This is a genomic window from Rhodococcus sp. KBW08, from assembly GCF_003852455.1.
In the GTDB taxonomy this organism is placed as follows: domain Bacteria; phylum Actinomycetota; class Actinomycetes; order Mycobacteriales; family Mycobacteriaceae; genus Rhodococcus_F; species Rhodococcus_F baikonurensis.
In genome coordinates this window covers 694,245-711,270 of the sequence record NZ_QAJJ01000009.1, presented here as the reverse complement: position 1 = coordinate 711,270, position 17,026 = coordinate 694,245, and the positions used below count along the sequence as shown (strand labels likewise).

Genomic DNA, 17,026 nt, shown 5'->3' with positions numbered 1-17,026 from the left:
ACCAACTGGCGCAATTGCTCCAGATCCAGGCCGGCCAACTGTTCGTCGTCGGTGAGAGTCTGTTCGACGGTCATGATGAGTCCCCTCTGAGTGCGATGTACACAGCGCGGTGCTCGAGTTATGTTCGGCACTGCCAGTACAAACAGATAAGTCCTTCCAAGGTTGGGTAGTCAACGGAGGTAGTTGAAAGTAGACACAGCGCCGGAATCCGAAGACAGCGGCATGGTTTTGTAGGCAGTTTGCATAGTTGAATGGTGAGTGGAGCAGACGTGAATCTCGACGCAGTGGATCTGGCTCTGTTGGACGCGATGAACAAGCACCCGAGAGCCGGTGCGTTGGAGCTTTCGCGTCAGGTCAAGGTTGCCCGGGCGACGGTGCAGGCGAGATTGAAAAGGATGGAAGACGCGGGCGTCATCGCCGGATACGCGCCGCACGTCAATTTGGCTGCAGCGGGTTTCGGAGTGCAAGCATTCGTGACTTTGCAGATCGCCCAGGGGGCGCTCGACACCGTCACAGCGGAACTCGAGGCAATACCCGGTGTGCTCGAAGCCTTTGCCACTACCGGTTCCGGCGACGTGCTGTGCAGGATTGCCGCTGCGTCGCACGAGGATTTGCAAGCGACGCTGCTCGAACTGAATCGGTCGGGGATAGCCACCCGGTCGACCAGCGTCATGGTTCTCTCGGTGGTAGTACCGCTCCGGTCGATGCCCCTGCTGCAGACCTTGCAGTCCAAGCAGGCGACCAAGGCCCCGGCGTATCGACGCGACGGTCAGTCTCGCTGACGACCCGGAGCCCAGAATCCCAGAACGATCGCGGATACCCACATGATCGCGGCGAGCGTGAGTGCTCCTTGATCCATGCCCTTGATGAAGGCTTCACGGGCGAATTCGGCCAACTGGGCACCCTGCGGCCCGGCTGCTTCGGCGACGTGGAGAGCAGCGGCCAGAGAACCGGATACCGGTTCCTTGGCAGGTTCGGGTAGCAATTCGACCGCGGGTCGAACATGACTGCCGTAGCCGGCGGCGAGGATACTTCCCGCCAGTGCAACACCGATGGCAGAGCCGATTTCACGGGTTGCGTCGTTGACTGCTGATGCAACACCCTGTTTGGAATCCGGTGCGTTGGAGACGATGGCAGCAGTGGCGGGGGTTGTCGACAAGCCCAATCCAATAGCGGCTACTACCAAGGGGACACAGACTTCGGCATAGGTCGAACTGGCGTCCAAGCGCGTCAAGAGCGCAATTCCGGTTCCGAGGAAGGCAACCCCGGTGGCGGTGAGAGCGCGAAGGCCGATACGCGGAATCAGTAGGGGCGCAACCACGGACAGCGCCATCACCGGCACGGCGATCGGCATGAGGGCGAGCGCCGATTGCAGTGGGGAGTAGTCGAGCACCAGTTGGAGATACTGCACGATCAGGAAGAACAAGCCGAAAGTCGCGAGGAATTGCAGGGTCAGTGACGCTGCGCCGCTGCCGAATGCGCGATTGGCGAACAGTCTCACGTCCAGAAGTGGATGGCGAGTACGTAATTCGACCCAGCTGAATACCGCGGCCATGGCAATTCCGCCGACCAGCAACGCGAGAACCACCGGATCGAGCCAACCGCGGGCGGGTGCCTCGATCATCCCCAGGACGAACAGTCCGATCGAGCCGGCGATCAGCGCTGTACCAGGTAGATCGAGGGGAGCTGCCTCCGCGTCTTTCGATGTCACGATCGTGAACGACACCACGAGGATCAGGACGGAGACGACGGCCAGGCTGACGAAAATCGAATGCCAGGACCACTTTTCGAGGAGCAGTCCGGAGACGACGAGTCCGGCGATTGCACCGGACCCTGCGACGCCGGACCAGACTCCGACGGCGCGGGCACGCTGCGCCGGCGGGAAACCTGCAGTGAGCAGAGACAACGTCGCCGGCATGACAAACGCGGCGCCGACGCCGGAGATCACGCGGGAGACGATGATCCACGACGGCTCGTCCGCGAAGACCGGAATCGACGAACCGGCAGCGAAAACAAGTAGTCCGAACATGAGCAGTTCGCGTCGACCGTAGCGATCGCCGAGTGCGCCCGCCGGCAACAGGAGGCAAGCCAGTGTGAGCGTGTACCCGTCCACGATCCACGTGAGCTGGCTCTGTGTTGCTCCGGTATCGCGGGCCAGGTCGGGAAGGGCCGTGTTGAGTGCGGCCATTGCTGCGACGACCAGCGCGACAGCGCAGCACGCGACCGTCAGCATCCAGATCTGTCGGATGGTCCACGTCGACTGTTCGAGCGTCGTATCGCTACTCACGAAACCTCCCGATAGAAACAAGACCATCAGTATCGTTACAAGAACAGCAGTTCCACAACCCCCAAGTGGGTATAACTGAAGTTGTGACGGTGGGAATCGACAAGCAGGGAATCGATCAGCAGGGAAACGACGAGGACCCGCGCAAACAGCGCTCCAGGTCGAGGTTGCTCGACGCAGCGACCACGCTGCTGGCAGAAGGCGGCGTTGACGCCGTGACGATCGATGCCGTCACCAAGTTGGCCAACGTCGCGCGTGCGACGCTGTATCGCCATTTCGACAGCGGCACGGAGTTACTCGCCGCGGCATTTGCACGTCTACTACCGCCGGTGCCGGAGATGTCCGGTGAAGGCGATCTCCGCGCGCAATTGCTCGAGTTGTTGACCAGTCAGGCCAAGGCCATCGAAAGCGCACCGATCCAGGTGACGGCGATGTGCTGGCTCGGCTTGGGACCGGAGCTGAAGGGTTACTCGAGCGTCGATGCCCTGTCCACGGACAAGCCCGAATTGCGATCGCTGCGCCAGACGGTTTTCGAGCAGTACCGTCACGCGTTCGATCGGATCCTGCGCTCGCCGGACGCGATCGACGCGTTGGGGGAGTACGACTACGACGTCGCACTTACTCAGTTGGTCGGACCTTTGGTGCTCACCAAGCTGGCCACGCTGACGCCTCTCGGGGAGGCTGCGTGTGAGCAGATCGTGGACGACTTTCTGGCTGCACGCGGAGTGTCGAGCTGACGCTCACGGCTCCAGATTGCGTCGAAGGACGTACTGTTCGAGCCTGTCGATTCCGCGTACTCGTCGCGGACGGAGGTGTCGCAGTTTGAAATTGGCGTCCGAGCCGAGCTGGGTGGCCAACTCGGAGTCGATCAGAACAGTGCCGGGACGAGCGGAGCTGGTGAGGCGCGCGGCCTTGTTGACCACCGAACCGTAGAGATCTCCGAAGCGAACCAACGTCGGCCCCATGGCCAGACCCACCCGAAGCTGTGGATCGTCGTGATCGGCGAGGACCGCCTGCTGGATCTGCAAGGCGATCTCGGCGGCGTAGTGGGGGCTCTCGGCGGCGAACATGACCTCGTCACCGACGGTCTTGACCACCCATCCGTAGTTGCGACCGATGATTTCGGTGGACGCGGACTCGAACCGCTCCAGCAGATCGTTGAGTTCGGCGGAGTCGAGGCCGCGGGTCAGTGAGGTGTACCCGACGATGTCGGCGAAACCCACTACCAGAACACGACTCGCTACTTCTTCGCCCGGGTTTCCGACGTTGCGGCCCGTCGAGGACGCGACGTGGCGCTTCCAGACGTACGTCTGCAGAGATTCGACAGCGGGAATGATCTCGGCGCCGAGGCGCAGAACGATCTTCCGGATCGCTTCGGGCTCGTGATCTGCCGAGTCGGCGAGCTGGTCGATGATGTGCGTGCTGATCAGCGAGACCTGCCACTCGGCCAACCTCGACATCGACTGCCCGAGTGAGCGGGCGGCAGCGACCTCACTGCTCTGCGAGATGACTCCTCGATTGACCATGTCGATAATCGTCTTGAGGGCGTCGGCGTCTTGCTGGGTGAACATGACGGCGTCGGGATCCTCGTCGACGGCAAAGCCCATCGCGACCCACAAACGATCGGCACGCTCGCGTGTCACACCGGCGAATTCTGCGATCTGTGACTGAGTGAAACAACGGGGCCCGCCGAGGAGAGACTCTTCGATGTCGGCTTGAATCCGGCTGAGCAGATGAGCATCGACGTCGACCGGATCAGCAGTGTGATGTTCGGCAGCGTGAGATTCAGCAGGGGCGGGTTCGGTGACCTCGTCGATCCACTCTGACTCCGAACTGCTCACCGTGCTCCTTCTTGCCGCAACGAATCTCTGTCCACCATCTTCCACGCGGTGCCCCGAGAACAGTACTGAATTGGCCGAACCGTCTACGGATCCTCGGGGTCAGGCGGGCGGTGAGAGTCAACACGTCGGTGGCTTGTGCAAGAGTTGCCCCGAGAAATGCACTGTCGATACTGAATGCACTGTCGACACTGAAATGCACCACGTACTTCTGAAAGGACCTGCGCATGCCACCCCGTAGACGTTCCGGCGCCGCCGCATCAACGCCGGATCACCTCACTGCGGAAAATCTGGCAGCGCTCGCCACGGCTGTCGCCGAAGGTAAGCGCGCCACCGTCTATCTGCGCGAGGCGACTCCCAGCCTGGGGATCGAAGCCGGTACCTCGGCGAAAGTCGTGTCGGTGGACGGCAACACAGTGCTGATTCGCCCCAAGGGCGTCAACGACGAATTGCCTTTCGAGGCAGAGGAATTGCGCATCAACCGCGTCTCCGCGGCACCGGCCAAACCGGCGCCACGGCCCAAACCAGTTGTGGAGTCCGAACCCCTGATGGAGCCACTCGTAGAGCCTGTTCGACCGAAGCCGCGGGCGCAGCCTGCACCCGCTCCGGTACCGACTACCAATGCTGCCCCTGCCGCGACACCTCGTCCGGCCGTCAAGCGTGCGAAGAAACTGCCGGCCGGAATCAGCGTCACGATCCATGCGGGCGCGGACAACGACTGGAGCGTGACGGTCACACAGGGCGCGAAGCGTCCGGGCAAAGCAGTTCCGGTCGCACCCGATGCAGTCGAGCGAGCTGTCCGCGAGTTGGGTGAGCCCACCGCCATCGAAGCCGTCGAGTCCATCATCGTCGCTGCGCGAGACATGGCTGCGGCTCGAGTCGACGAGTTGAGCCGCCAACTCGAAGAGGCGCGCAAGATGCTCGAGGCGCTCGGAGCCACCGACTAGAACCGCTGCGTAAGTCCGCACTTTCCGGGGTATGCGTTTTTTGCAGCGGGGAGATTACCGGCGGAGAGATTGTGATGTTGCAGCGAATTGTTTCGGCTCTGGCAGCGTTGGTCTTGGCACTCGGACTCGGCTTCATCGTCAGCAGCAATGCGGTTGCTGCACCCACGCCCATGGGTGGTGGCTCGGGCATCATCATCGACAACCAGTTGGTGTGTACGTTGACCACCATCGGTCACGACAACGGCGGCAGACTCGTGGGAATCACCGCAGGTCACTGCGGCGGTCCTGGGTCGTTCGTGATCCCGGAAAGCAACGAGGACGCCGGCGTGGTCGGCACCTTCGTCGAGTCGAACCCCGACCTGGACTACGGGGTCATCCAGTTCGATCCGGGCAAGGTCACACCAGTGCGCACAGTGGGCGCGGCGACCATCACCTCGATCGGCGCACCGGCCAGTTTCCCGGCCACAGCCTGCAAGGAAGGCCGTACGACGGGCACCACCTGCGGCGTCGTCTGGGGAGACCTGAGCGCCGACGCATCCACCTGGACTCAGATCTGCGTCGACCACGGTGATTCGGGAGCCCCGGTCACGGTCGGGACGACGCTGGTCGCGATGGTCAACGCTTACCTGTGGGTGCCGTGCCTGGGGCCGGAACTCGGCACCAACATGACCTCCATCGTGGACACGATCAATGCCCACGGAGGCGTCGGCGCCGGGTACCGGCCCATCTAGCAGCGAGCTGGGATCAGCCGCACACCGCTCCACCCGATGCTGATCCCACGAGCTTGGAGTACTTGGCCAACACGCCACGTGTGTAGCGAGGCGGCAACGGCTCCCAGCCCTCCTTGCGAGCTTCCAGTTCGGAATCGTCGACCAACAATTCGAGTTGTCCGGTACCCACGTCGAGCCGGATCTGGTCGCCGTCGCGAACGAACGCGATGGGACCGCCGTCGACGGCCTCGGGCGCAACGTGTCCGACACACAGGCCGGTGGTGCCGCCCGAGAATCGTCCGTCCGTCAGCAGCAGGACGTCCTTGCCGAGACCCGCACCCTTGATCGCGCCGGTGATGGCCAGCATCTCGCGCATGCCGGGACCACCCTTCGGGCCCTCGTAGCGGATGACGACAACGTCACCGCCGGTGATGGTTCCGTCCTCGAGAGCATCCATCGCGGCGCGCTCGCGTTCGAAAACTCGTGCAGTGCCGACGAATACATCCGACTCGAATCCTGCCGACTTGACCACCGCGCCGCCGGGAGCGAGCGACCCCTTCAAGATCGTGATGCCTCCGGTCGGGTGGATGGGCTTGTTCATCGCCCGCAAGACCTTGCCGTCCGGATCGGGCGGGGTGATGTGCGCCAGATTCTCCGCAACAGTCTTGCCGGTGACGGTCAGACAATCTCCGTGCATGAGTCCCGCGTCGAGCAATGCCTTCATGATGACGGGGACGCCGCCGATACGGTCGACGTCCGTCATGACGTGCTTTCCGAAAGGCTTGACGTCGGCGAGGTGCGGGACCTTCGCGCCGACGCGGGCGAAATCGTCGAGCGTCAACGGGACGTACGCCTCGTGCGCGATCGCGAGGAGATGGAGCACCGCATTGGTGGAACCACCGAATGCCATGACTACTGCGATGGCGTTCTCGAACGCTTCCTTGGTGAGGATGTCCCTCGCGGTGATTCCGCGGCGCAGCAGTTCGACCACGGCTTTGCCGCTCTCGCGCGCGAATCCGTCGCGGCGACGATCCGGTGCGGGCGGTGAAGCGCTGCCGGGCAGCGACATTCCCATGGCCTCGGCGGCGCTGGCCATCGTGTTCGCGGTGTACATACCGCCGCACGCGCCTTCGCCCGGGCAGATCGCCCGTTCGATGGTGTCTACGTCGGCGCGGCTCATCAGCCCACGCGAGCAGGCGCCCACGGCCTCGAACGCGTCGATGACGGTGACTTCCCGCTCGCTGCCGTCGGACAGCTTGGCGACGCCGGGGAGAGTCGACCCGGCGTAGAGGAACACACTGGCGAGGTCGAGGCGGGCCGCCGCCATCATCATGCCGGGCAAGGATTTGTCACAGCCGGCGAGAAGAACCGATCCGTCGAGGCGCTCGGCCTGCATGACGGTCTCGACGCTGTCCGCGATCACTTCACGGGAGACGAGGGAGAAGTGCATGCCCTCGTGACCCATCGAAATGCCGTCGGAAACGGAGATAGTGCCGAATTCGAGGGGGAACCCGCCGGCCTCTCGGACGCCCTCCTTGACGGCCTTGGCCAGGCGATCGAGGGACAGGTTGCACGGGGTGATCTCGTTCCAGGACGAGGCGACGCCGATCTGCGACTTGACCCAGTCGTCGTCACCCATTCCTACTGCACGCAACATGCCGCGCGCTGCGGTCTTTTCGAGTCCGTCGGTGACGTCACGACTTCTGGGCTTGATGTCGGGTTCGGTCATTTTCCAAGCATAGGCGTCGGCGGGGTGTGTTTCCGGCAGACGAGCGACTCGAGTTGCCACGAAACGCCGGCCGTCTTGAATAGACTCATTGCATCGCAGTTGGGGCTGGGTGCGCAGGTGCTTCGAATACGGGGGGGATTCAAGTGGAGTCGGAGCTGATGTCAGCTTTCGGGTTTGCAGTTCTGTCGGCGGTCTTGACCGGTGGTGGTGTCTTCCTGGTTGTTCTGACGGTCCTGCACGAGATCGCCCGGTGGAAGGGTCGATTCGTATCGGTGTGGTTGACGTTCTTTGCCGCACTGCTGATTCTGCCCGTGCTGTTCGGTGCGTTGATCGTCGGCTACGCCGCGTTCACCCAGGTCGACGGGTCCGAGACTCTGATTCCGTCGGTGTTCTGGATCCTGATTGCGACCGGGGGTGCACTCGGCGGCTACATCGGAGTCAAGGTCGGTGTGGTTCGGGGCTCGGCCCTCGACTACCGGTTGTAATCCGGATCGGCTCGATCAAACTTGCAGAGAAGCGCAGGCGAAGCCTGGGTGAACATCCCGAAGCTCTCTTGAACGGCTGTTCAGGTGCGGGTTCACTCCTAGCGTGCAGACGAATGCCTTCGATCGAATATCCAGACGTGGCCTGCTGCAGGGATCGGCGGCACTCGCCGGCGCAGTAGGCCTCGGTGTCGCTTCGGCGAGCCACGCCGGTGCCGAGGTTCCGGGTGGCAGCCCGGGCTTCGCACACGGCGTGGCATCCGGTGGCCCGTTGCCGGATGCGGTGATCATCTGGACCCGCATCACCCCGACGGCAGAGGCGACGCCCGGTTCCGGCGTCGGGCCGGCGGTGACGCTCAACTGGCAGGTCGCGACCGATGAGGGGTTCGCGAGCGTCGTGGCGTCCGGAAGTGTTGCTGCTTCGGCAGATTCCGATCACACCGCGAAGGTCGACGTCACCGGACTCGATCCGTCGACGCCGTACTGGTACCGATTCGTTGCGGGTTCGGCCGTTTCTCCGGTGGGCCGCACCCGTACGGCTCCGTCGAACTCTACGGATCTCGATCGGCTTCGCTTCGGCGTCGTGTCCTGCTCCAACTGGGAGGCGGGGTATTTCGGTGCCTATCGTCATCTCGCGTTCCGCGAAGACCTCGATGCGATCATCCATCTCGGTGACTACATCTACGAGTACGGGCAGGGAGAGTACGGCGCGAGAAACGGATCCGTTCGCCTTCACGAGCCGGCCCACGAGATCATCTCGCTGGCCGACTATCGAATTCGGCACGCGCAGTACAAGACCGATCCGGATCTGGCGGCCCTTCACCTGAAGTTGCCGTTCATCGCCACATGGGACGACCACGAATCGGCCGACAATGCGTACCGCGACGGCGCCGAAAACCACACGCCCGGCGTCGAAGGCGACTGGGCAGATCGAAAGGCGAACTCGGCCAAGGCATATTTCGAGTGGATGCCCGTCCGGCCGTCGGGTAGTGGTTCGAGCGTTCAGCTGTATCGACGGTTCCGTTTCGGGAATCTGGCCGAGATCTCGATGCTCGATCTGCGTACCTACCGCGACGAGCAACCGACCATGAAGCAGGTCGACGATCCGTCGCGCTCCATTACCGGACGCGCACAGATGGATTGGTTGACCAACGGAATCGTCACCTCCCCGACGCAGTGGAAAATCGTCGGCAATCCGGTCATGATCACGCCGTGCGTGTTCCCGCCGCTGGAGCCGGCGACCACCGCGGCGTTGACCGAACTGGTGGGAGTGCCGCAGGCCGGTGTCCCGTACAACACGGATCAGTGGGACGGGTACACCGCCGACCGCACCAGGCTTTTCGACGCGATCACCTCGAACGGTGTGGACAACACCGTTTTCATCACCGGTGACATCCACACGTCGTGGGCTTGCGACCTACCGACCAACGCCGCCGACTATCCGGGTGGGCCGACCGTCGGCGCCGAGTTCGTCGTCCCGTCGGTGACCTCGCCCAACATCGACGACATGCTGAAGGTGCCGCCGCGCACGGTAACCGTTGCGGCAGAAGAGGCATTCAAGGCCGTGAACCGACATGTGCGGTACGTCGAACTGGATTCGCACGGCTACGGCGTATTCGAAATCGCCCGCGAAGGTACTCAGATGGACTGGTACTACGTCGACGATCTCACCAATCCGCAGAGCAATGCGCACTACGCCGTGAGCTACCGTCTACCGGCAGGCGCGGGCAGTAGAGTCTCACCCACCTCGGCCGCCCTCGATCAGGCCTCGTACCGACCAGGAGTCGACCAGTGAGTATCGAAGTTTCGCGTCGTAGCGTTCTGATCGGTGGAAGTGTTGTCGCCGGAACGGCTTTGCTCGGAACGCCGGCTCGTGCGAGTGTTCCCACCAGCGCCGGAATCCCAGACCTGGACGTGCATGTCATCGTCGTCGACGGCATGCGTCCGGACGAATTGCGATCGGAGCTCACCCCGACGCTGACCGGGCTTGCGGTCGGCGGTATTCACTACCCGGACGCCAGCGCCATCCCGATCGCGGAGACGCTGCCGAACCACACCGCGATGATGACGGGAGTGCTGCCGGCGCGTTCGGGCGTACCCGCCAACTCCGTCTACGATCCGTCCATCGACAAGAAGCGTGACCTCGATCGGCCTTCCGACCTACAGACGTCGACGGTTCTGGATCGGGTGCGCACCGAACTCGGATTGACCACTGCAAGTGTGCTGTCGAAGCACTACCTGCACGGGCTGTTCGGTAACCGCGCTTCGCTGGTGTGGGATCCGCAGCCACTCGTTCCCGGCACCGAGCACGCACCGGACAACTTCACGATCGACGCGCTGATCCGGATCGTCGGGGGGAACTCCCCGCGACTGTCGTTCACCAACCTCGGTGACGTCGATCGGGTCGGGCACCTGGATCTGTCCGGTCCGTCCATTCGTATCGCACGTACAGCCGCACTTCAGAACACCGACAACCAGGTTCGCCGCTTCGTCGACTTCCTTCATGACACCGGTCGTTGGAATCGGAGCATTCTGATCGTGTTGGCCGACCATTCGATGGACTGGTCGGAACCCGCGCGGCTCATCGGCTTGGATCGACCGCTGAACGCGGATCCGTTGCTGGCAGGCAAGATTCGGATAGCCCAGAACGGCGGCGCAGATCTGATCTACTTCGTCGGACCGGACGGCGAACGGGCCGAAGCCGTCAGCCGGATTCAACAGATCGTGGAGGGCGTCGACGGCGTCGAATCCAGCCACCTCCCGGCCGAATTCGATCTCGGCACCAATGCCGGTGACGTCGTTGCGTTTTGCGCTCAGGGCTGGCGGTTCAGTGATCCGACTCCGCTGTCCAATCCGATTCCCGGCAACCACGGCCACTTCGTGACGCTCCCCATTCCGTTCTTTCTCAGCGGTGGGCATCCCGCTCTCGACGGTGGACGGAAGATCGACACGCAGGCTCGCACGATCGACGTCGCGCCGACGGTTGCGGCTCTGCTCGGCCTCGGTGCACCTGCCGGTGGTTGGGACGGCGTCGCTCGCACGACGGGTGTGTCGCTGAACGTCTAGCGAGGATCGCGACCGGTCAGGGCAATCAGCTTGTCCTGCAACGACGCATCGTCAGGGAGGTCGACGGGAGCGGAGAAGAGTCCGCTCTCGGCGAGCATGTCGCGCTGCCCGTCGAGGTCGGACCAGACGGCCTCGACGAGGTCCGGATCGAGCCGCTCGTCTGCTCCGACCGCTCGCGCGAGGTCCCAGGTGTGGATCGTGACGTCCGAAGTCTGCTGGCGCAGATACGGTTCCACCTTCACCGTGCCGTACGAGAGGTGAACGTGGGCGCTGAGGTCCGTCGATTTCCACGCCTTGATGGCGGCATCGGAATACTTCTGCCATTCGGTCCACAGATCGTCCCCGACGGGAACGATGTCCGGTGTCGCCTCGCCGACCGTCAGTCCGGCCAGGAGCGGCGGTACCCACTGCTGCTCCTCGATGACGTGGCGGACGAGGTGTTCGACGTGCCAGTCGGAGTCAGGCGTGGGTGCGTTCCAGTCCTCGACTGCGGCGAGTCGTGAACCGAATTCGCGGTGGGCGGTGAGCACGAGTTCGAGCCAATCGAATGCCATCACTCGAGGGTAACCCGATCAGCGTGACGTTAATCGGTGCGTCAGGCTTCGATTCGGTGAAGACTGTCGAGGTTGTCGCTTACTCGAATCGAGGAGATTTCATGACCGTCCCCACCGTCACCCTGGCTGAAGGCCTCACCGTCAGTGCTCAGGGATACGGCGCGATGTCCGTCGCCCCGGTCTACGGCCCGGTGGACCCGGCCGAGGCGCTTGCCACGCTGCACCATGCGGTGGACATCGGGATCACATTCATCGACACCGCCAACGTGTACGGCGAGGGCGCGAGTGAGCGTGCTGTGGGGGAGCTTCTCAAGGACCGCCGAGGCGAAGTGCAGCTGGCGACGAAGTTCGGTCTTGTCGGCAACATCGCCAACGGTCAGCGCGGGATCAACGGAGACCCGGCGTACGTACCGCAGGCACTCGACGAGTCTCTGGGACGACTCGGCGTCGATCATGTTGATCTCTACTACTTGCACCGGGTCGACCCGAACGTCCCGATCGAAGACACCGTCGGCGCGATCGCGGAGCAGGTGAAGGCGGGCAAGGTCCGCAACATCGGCCTGTCCGAGGCGACCGGTGACGAACTGCGTCGTGCGTACGGGGTGCATCCGATCGCGGCGATCCAGTCGGAATGGAGTATCTGGAGTCGGGACGTCGAGAACAAGGTAGTACCCACCGCCGCTGAACTCGGAGTCGGATTCGTGCCCTTCTCGCCGGTCGGTCGAGGCTTCCTGGCGGGATCGTTCGATGCGGCGACGCTCGGTGACAACGACCTGCGCCGACGCTTCCCCCGCTTCTCGGACTCCGCGCTCCCTGCCAATCAGAAGGTTCTCGACGTGGTCCGCGCCGTCGGCGACGAGCTCGGCGCGGCGCCTGCACAGGTTTCCCTGGCATGGCTCGATGCCAAGGGCCGTCAGTACGGGTTGCCTTCCGTGTCGATTCCCGGCACTCGGTTCGCTGCACGAGTCACCGAGAACGCCGGAGCGTTGGACATCGTTCTGAGCGAAGACCAGATCGCTCGCCTCGACTCCCTCGCCGCGATCACCGAAGGCTTCCGGTCGGCTGATCTGAATTGGGTGTCTCAGGGCCGCGAATAGTCATGTCCTGAGCCTTGCGAAAGACAGGAGTAACATACAGACCCGATGAAAAAAGTGTGGTTGGTCTGGGGTGTCGGTGTTTTTGCCTACGTGATCGCCGTGCTTCACCGCACTTCGTTCGGTGTCTCGGGTCTGTCTGCTGCTGATCGGTTCTCGATATCACCCAGCGTTCTGTCGAGCTTCGTCGTACTGCAGATCGTCGTGTACGCCGGTATGCAGATTCCGGCGGGAGTCCTCCTCGACCGCTACGGTTCGCGGATCATGATCGCAGTCGGTGCGTTCATCATGATGTCCGCGCAGTTGGCCCTCGCCTTCACCGAATCGCTGCCCGTCGCGATCGGTGCACGTATTGCCGTCGGCGCCGGCGACGCTCTCACCTTCATCTCGGTGCTGCGGTTGGTACCACAGTGGTTCCCGCCCCGGCAGGTGCCGTTGGTCTCGCAGTTCACGGGCATTCTCGGTCAGCTGGGCCAGGTGATGTCCGCGCTCCCGTTCATGCTGCTGTTGTCCGGTCCGGGCTGGACTTTTGCCTACGGCAGCGCTGCGGCCGTCGGACTGTTGGCGTTTGCTCTGGCGCTGAGTGTCATCCGCGACGCGCCTCCCGGTGCCGACGTGGTGGCCGTGCCTGCCGGTGCCAAGGAGATCGGGCGACAGATCAAGACGGTGTGGATGCGACCCGGCACCCGACTCGGGTTCTTCAGTCACATGGGGACGCAGTTCTCGATCACGACGTTCGCACTGCTGTGGGGTGTGCCGTATCTGAAATCGGCTCAGGGTCTCGATTCCGCGACCGTCGGCTCGCTGCTGACGCTGTCGGTCATCTCGGCAATCGTGGCCGGCCCGATCCTCGGCATTCTCACCGGTCGCTATCCCATGCGGCGATCGTGGTTGGTTCTCACCATCATGGTGGCCAGCGCGCTCATGTGGACGATCGTGCTTTCGCGCAGCGAACCGTCTCCGCTCTGGTTGTTGACGATCCTGGTGGTTGTGATCTCGGTGGGTGGGCCGGGTTCGGTGATCGGCTTCGACTACGCGCGCACATCCAATCCGAGTTCGGCGATGGGAACCGCCCAGGGCATGGTCAACATCGGCGGATTCCTCGCATCCCTCATCGTGATTCAAGTGATGGGCGTGATCCTCGGACACATGGGTGGGTACACGTTCGACGGATTCCGCGTCGCCTGGATGGTGCAATATCCGGTCTGGGTTCTCGGCATCATCGGCGTACTCGTCACCCGGGGCAAAGCCCGGCGCGCCCTCGCGGCAGAAGGCGTGCACGTACGCCCGATCCGCGAAGTCATTCGTCGCAACAAATAACTCGATCGCCTCGGGTAATTCATCCCCTGCGGGTGAGGTCACTGCGCGCCAGAGCTACCAGGCTTGATGGATGAACGACACAATGAACATCGGACCGGTCGAGCTCGTGGTGCTGGCATTCCCAGGTTCAACTGTGGATCCTGAAGCTGTCGCCGCGCTGCAGAACGTGGTGGAACGAGGTTTTGTCACCCTGCTCGACCTCGTGTACATCGCCAAGGACGCCAACGGACAGGTGTCGCAGATCGACGTCGACGAAGATCTCACCGACATCGGACTGGCGATTCTCTCCATCGAAGCCAAGGCATTGATCAGTGACGAGGACCTGGACGTGGTCCGTGAGTCACTCGAACCAGGAACGTCCGCCGCAGTCATCGTCTACGAGCAGACGTGGGCGCGTGAGCTCGCGACGACGGTTCGCGGTGGCGGCGGCGATGTAGTCCTTCACGTTCAGATACCGCGCGAGGTAGTCGTCGCAGCGGTAGAAGCAGCATTTCAGTAGCGACAATTACCCAAGGAGTTCGGCATGGTTTTTCGAGGTGGACGCAGAGGGCGGCCCGGATTGCTCGGCACGGTGGCACGCACTGCGGTAGTGGCTGGAACCGCAAAAGCGACGTCCAACGCCATGGATCGACGGAGTCAACGGAAGGCTTCCGAGCAGCAGCAGCAGGAATATCAGCAGGAGTACCAGCAGCAACAAGCGCCGCCGGCGCAGGTCGCTCCCGTGCAGTCCGTTCCCCCTTCGGGTGCTGACGATCTGGTCTCCAAGCTGCAGGAGCTGGGGCAGCTTCATCAGTCCGGCGTGTTGACCGACGCGGAGTTCGCGGCGGCAAAATCGCAGCTGTTGAGCTAGTCCCCGCTGATTATTGGAGTCCTGAACAGGTTTACCACACTGGACAATTGAAGATGAAAGGCTGATCTATGATCGATCCACGCGCAGCATCGGCCGCAGTCGAAGCGGCGAACGCCCGAGTCGCCGAGACCCTGCCGTTCTCCGACAAGACCGATTTCACCGATGCCGAGCGAGGGTTCATCGGCGCGCTCGATCCCGGCGTGGTATCCGGTCCGGACGGAAAAGTGCTGTGGGACAACGATTCTTACTCATTCCTGGATGAGGAGTGCCCGCCGACCGTCAATCCGAGCTTGTGGCGTCAGTCGAGGTTGGTCGCCAAGCAGGGACTCTTTGCGGTGACGGATTCGATCTATCAGATTCGCGGCCTCGATCTGTCGAACATGACGTTGATCGAGGGGGAGAGCGGGATCATCGTCGTCGATCCACTGATTTCTCGGGAAACCGCGGCCGCTGGTCTCGCGTTGTATCGGGAGCATCGTGGTGATCGACCGGTCGTCGCGGTGATCTACACGCATTCGCATATCGACCATTTCGGTGGGGTCAAAGGGGTGACCACCGACGAAGATGTCGCTGCCGGGCGATGCGTAATCGTCGCCCCCACTGGACTCGTGGAGCATGCCGTCGAGGAAAACGTCTATGCGGGAACGGCAATGGCTCGACGTGCGGCCTATATGTACGGGGCCGCATTGCCCCGAGGTCCTCGCGGTGCCGTCGGAGCCGGGTTGGGGCAGACCACCTCAACCGGGACGCCGACGCTCATTTCGCCGACGGTGTCGATCTCGACGACAGGTCACACGGAGACGATCGACGGCGTTCGGATCGAGTTCCAGATGACGCCCGGAACCGAGGCCCCGTCCGAGATGAACTTCTACTTCCCGGACTTGCGCGCGCTGTGTATGGCGGAGAACGCAACTCATACTCTCCACAACCTGCTCACGCTACGGGGTGCCCTGGTACGAGATCCTCACGTCTGGTCTGCGTACCTGACCGAATCGATCAATCGTTACGCCTCACGATCCGACGTTCTGTTTGCGTCCCACCACTGGCCGACGTGGGGGACCGAACGGCTCACCGAGTTCATGTCATTGCAGCGCGACCTCTACGGGTACCTTCACGATCAGACACTTCGTCGAATCAATCAGGGGTGGACCGGTCTCGAGATCGCCGAATCGATCGAACTGCCACCTGCATTGGCGCAGGCATGGCACACGCACGGGTACTACGGTTCCGTCAGTCACAACGTCAAGGCCATCTACCAGCGCTACATGGGATGGTTCGACGGTAACCCTGCGCATCTGTGGGAGCATCCACCCGTCGAATCGGCCAAACGTCACGTGGAGTTCATGGGCGGATCGGCAGAGGTGCTCCGAAAAGCTCGGGAATCATACGAGAGCGGAGACTTTCGGTGGGTCGCGCAGGTGGTGAACTACGTCATCTTTGCCGAACCGGGCAACACCGAGGCCAAGACCCTGCAGGCCGATACCTTCGAGCAGCTCGGGTACGGCGCAGAGAACGGCACCTGGCGAAACTTCTACCTCACCGGTGCATACGAACTGCGCAACGGTTCGGTGGGTACGCCCACAGTTGCTGCAGCTCCTGATATCACCGCAGCGTTGTCGGTGAAGCAGGTGTTCGACGCTGTGTCGCTCCGCGTGGACGGAGTGAGTGCAGCGAATTCCCACATCGTCATCGACTGGAACATCACCGACGAAAACATCGTGCACCGAACGGAACTGAGCAACGGCGTGCTGATCCACTTCGACGTGGAAGGTGGGTCTGCAGATGCTGGGTCTGTGGATGCGACGTTCAGTGTGAGTCGTCTCGGCTTACTCGGTGTGCTGCTCGGTGGTGCGGACCTGGGCGCCGAGATTGCGAACGGCAGTATCTCGGTTGCCGGCGACCCGGCGAAACTCGCAGAACTTGCGGGGCACCTTGACGAGCCTGATCCGAATTTTGCGATAGTCACGCCGACCTAGCGGCGTGAGACAGTTCAATGATGATGTATTTCAACGAGTCTCGAGTTCTGGGCGCTTCTGAAGTTGTCCGTCATGTCCCTGGTTGCCGAAAGTGTGTTCGATTAAGCTTTCGGTATGGGCAGTCGGGGCTCGTGGCAGCTGGATGGTGAGGACCTCGAGGGTGAGGTTCTGGATCT

At 62.7% G+C, this 17,026-nt stretch carries 16 protein-coding genes; 12 read left to right on the top strand and 4 right to left on the bottom strand.

The genetic code is table 11. The features are described 5' to 3' along the window. Positions 1-251: 251 nt before the first annotated feature. A complete protein-coding gene (locus DBV08_RS14195; RefSeq protein WP_185564604.1) occupies positions 252-782 on the top strand; it encodes an Lrp/AsnC family transcriptional regulator in 531 nt (176 codons plus the stop codon). On the opposite strand, the gene DBV08_RS14190 is transcribed toward DBV08_RS14195, so the two are convergent. Beyond that, entirely contained in the window at positions 770-2,314 is a 1,545-nt protein-coding gene (locus DBV08_RS14190; RefSeq protein ID WP_124567808.1) for an MFS transporter, read from the bottom strand. The genes DBV08_RS14195 and DBV08_RS14190 overlap by 13 nt on opposite strands. 56 nt (positions 2,315-2,370) lie before the next feature. Here DBV08_RS14190 and DBV08_RS14185 point away from each other — a divergent pair, with 56 nt between their 5' ends. Next, complete coding sequence (locus DBV08_RS14185) at positions 2,371-3,021, top strand: TetR/AcrR family transcriptional regulator (protein WP_124567807.1); 651 nt, start codon at positions 2,371-2,373, stop codon at positions 3,019-3,021. 3 nt (positions 3,022-3,024) lie between these two features. Here DBV08_RS14185 and DBV08_RS14180 read toward each other — a convergent pair whose 3' ends face one another. Further along, positions 3,025-4,125, bottom strand: a complete 1,101-nt coding sequence (locus DBV08_RS14180; protein WP_378375216.1) for an adenylate/guanylate cyclase domain-containing protein — start codon at positions 4,123-4,125, stop codon at positions 3,025-3,027. A gap of 224 nt (positions 4,126-4,349) precedes the next feature. On the opposite strand from DBV08_RS14180, the gene DBV08_RS14175 reads away from it, so the two are divergent. Continuing rightward, entirely contained in the window at positions 4,350-5,069 is a 720-nt protein-coding gene (locus DBV08_RS14175; protein ID WP_124567805.1) for a DUF6319 family protein, read from the top strand. Between the two features lie 74 nt (positions 5,070-5,143). Beyond that, on the top strand, positions 5,144-5,800 hold the full coding sequence (locus tag DBV08_RS14170) for a S1 family peptidase (protein ID WP_007732621.1): 657 nt from the start codon (positions 5,144-5,146) through the stop codon (positions 5,798-5,800). Positions 5,801-5,813: 13 nt separating this feature from the next. On the opposite strand, the gene ilvD is transcribed toward DBV08_RS14170, so the two are convergent. Continuing rightward, entirely contained in the window at positions 5,814-7,508 is a 1,695-nt protein-coding gene (ilvD, locus tag DBV08_RS14165) for a dihydroxy-acid dehydratase (protein ID WP_095968507.1), read from the bottom strand. Positions 7,509-7,666: 158 nt separating this feature from the next. Between ilvD and DBV08_RS14160 the strand changes: the two genes are divergently transcribed. The 3 genes from DBV08_RS14160 to DBV08_RS14150 all read left to right on the top strand — a co-directional run bounded on the left by DBV08_RS14160 (position 7,667) and on the right by DBV08_RS14150 (position 11,056). Next, positions 7,667-7,993, top strand: a complete 327-nt coding sequence (locus DBV08_RS14160) for a hypothetical protein (protein ID WP_206028794.1) — start codon at positions 7,667-7,669, stop codon at positions 7,991-7,993. 103 nt (positions 7,994-8,096) lie between these two features. Beyond that, a complete protein-coding gene (locus DBV08_RS14155) occupies positions 8,097-9,785 on the top strand; it encodes an alkaline phosphatase (protein WP_124567803.1) in 1,689 nt (562 codons plus the stop codon). Then, on the top strand, positions 9,782-11,056 hold the full coding sequence (locus DBV08_RS14150; protein WP_095968510.1) for an alkaline phosphatase family protein: 1,275 nt from the start codon (positions 9,782-9,784) through the stop codon (positions 11,054-11,056). The genes DBV08_RS14155 and DBV08_RS14150 overlap by 4 nt, the downstream gene beginning before the upstream one ends. Here DBV08_RS14150 and DBV08_RS14145 read toward each other — a convergent pair. Beyond that, entirely contained in the window at positions 11,053-11,610 is a 558-nt protein-coding gene (locus tag DBV08_RS14145; RefSeq protein WP_020970773.1) for a TIGR03086 family metal-binding protein, read from the bottom strand. The two genes, DBV08_RS14150 and DBV08_RS14145, sit on opposite strands and share 4 nt — an antisense overlap. A 101-nt stretch (positions 11,611-11,711) precedes the next feature. Between DBV08_RS14145 and DBV08_RS14140 the strand changes: the two genes are divergently transcribed. From DBV08_RS14140 to DBV08_RS14120, 5 genes are all read left to right on the top strand, one after another. Continuing rightward, positions 11,712-12,707, top strand: coding sequence for an aldo/keto reductase (locus DBV08_RS14140; RefSeq protein ID WP_124567802.1), 996 nt, complete (start codon positions 11,712-11,714; stop codon positions 12,705-12,707). A 45-nt stretch (positions 12,708-12,752) separates the two neighbouring features. Beyond that, positions 12,753-14,024, top strand: a complete 1,272-nt coding sequence (locus tag DBV08_RS14135) for a nitrate/nitrite transporter (protein WP_124567801.1) — start codon at positions 12,753-12,755, stop codon at positions 14,022-14,024. 70 nt (positions 14,025-14,094) lie between these two features. Then, positions 14,095-14,523, top strand: a complete 429-nt coding sequence (locus DBV08_RS14130) for a DUF6325 family protein (RefSeq protein WP_095968512.1) — start codon at positions 14,095-14,097, stop codon at positions 14,521-14,523. Between the two features lie 24 nt (positions 14,524-14,547). Beyond that, on the top strand, positions 14,548-14,874 hold the full coding sequence (locus tag DBV08_RS14125) for an SHOCT domain-containing protein (protein ID WP_124567800.1): 327 nt from the start codon (positions 14,548-14,550) through the stop codon (positions 14,872-14,874). Positions 14,875-14,942: 68 nt separating this feature from the next. Continuing rightward, positions 14,943-16,850, top strand: coding sequence for an alkyl/aryl-sulfatase (locus tag DBV08_RS14120; protein ID WP_124567799.1), 1,908 nt, complete (start codon positions 14,943-14,945; stop codon positions 16,848-16,850). Positions 16,851-17,026: the final 176 nt, after the last annotated feature.

Bases quoted from the DNA above. Each gene is read 5' to 3' on its own strand.
- DBV08_RS14140 (WP_124567802.1), top strand. From the start codon at position 11,712: ATGACCGTCCCCACCGTCACCCTGGCTGAAGGCCTCACCGTCAGTGCT.
- DBV08_RS14160 (WP_206028794.1), top strand. From the start codon at position 7,667: ATGTCAGCTTTCGGGTTTGCAGTTCTGTCGGCGGTCTTGACCGGTGGT.
- DBV08_RS14125 (WP_124567800.1), top strand. From the start codon at position 14,548: ATGGTTTTTCGAGGTGGACGCAGAGGGCGGCCCGGATTGCTCGGCACG.
- DBV08_RS14135 (WP_124567801.1), top strand. From the start codon at position 12,753: ATGAAAAAAGTGTGGTTGGTCTGGGGTGTCGGTGTTTTTGCCTACGTG.
- DBV08_RS14190 (WP_124567808.1), bottom strand. From the start codon at position 2,314: ATGGTCTTGTTTCTATCGGGAGGTTTCGTGAGTAGCGATACGACGCTC.
- ilvD (WP_095968507.1), bottom strand. From the start codon at position 7,508: ATGACCGAACCCGACATCAAGCCCAGAAGTCGTGACGTCACCGACGGA.
- DBV08_RS14130 (WP_095968512.1), top strand. From the start codon at position 14,095: ATGAACGACACAATGAACATCGGACCGGTCGAGCTCGTGGTGCTGGCA.
- DBV08_RS14145 (WP_020970773.1), bottom strand. From the start codon at position 11,610: ATGGCATTCGATTGGCTCGAACTCGTGCTCACCGCCCACCGCGAATTC.
- DBV08_RS14175 (WP_124567805.1), top strand. From the start codon at position 4,350: ATGCCACCCCGTAGACGTTCCGGCGCCGCCGCATCAACGCCGGATCAC.
- DBV08_RS14195 (WP_185564604.1), top strand. From the start codon at position 252: ATGGTGAGTGGAGCAGACGTGAATCTCGACGCAGTGGATCTGGCTCTG.
- DBV08_RS14170 (WP_007732621.1), top strand. From the start codon at position 5,144: ATGTTGCAGCGAATTGTTTCGGCTCTGGCAGCGTTGGTCTTGGCACTC.
- DBV08_RS14120 (WP_124567799.1), top strand. From the start codon at position 14,943: ATGATCGATCCACGCGCAGCATCGGCCGCAGTCGAAGCGGCGAACGCC.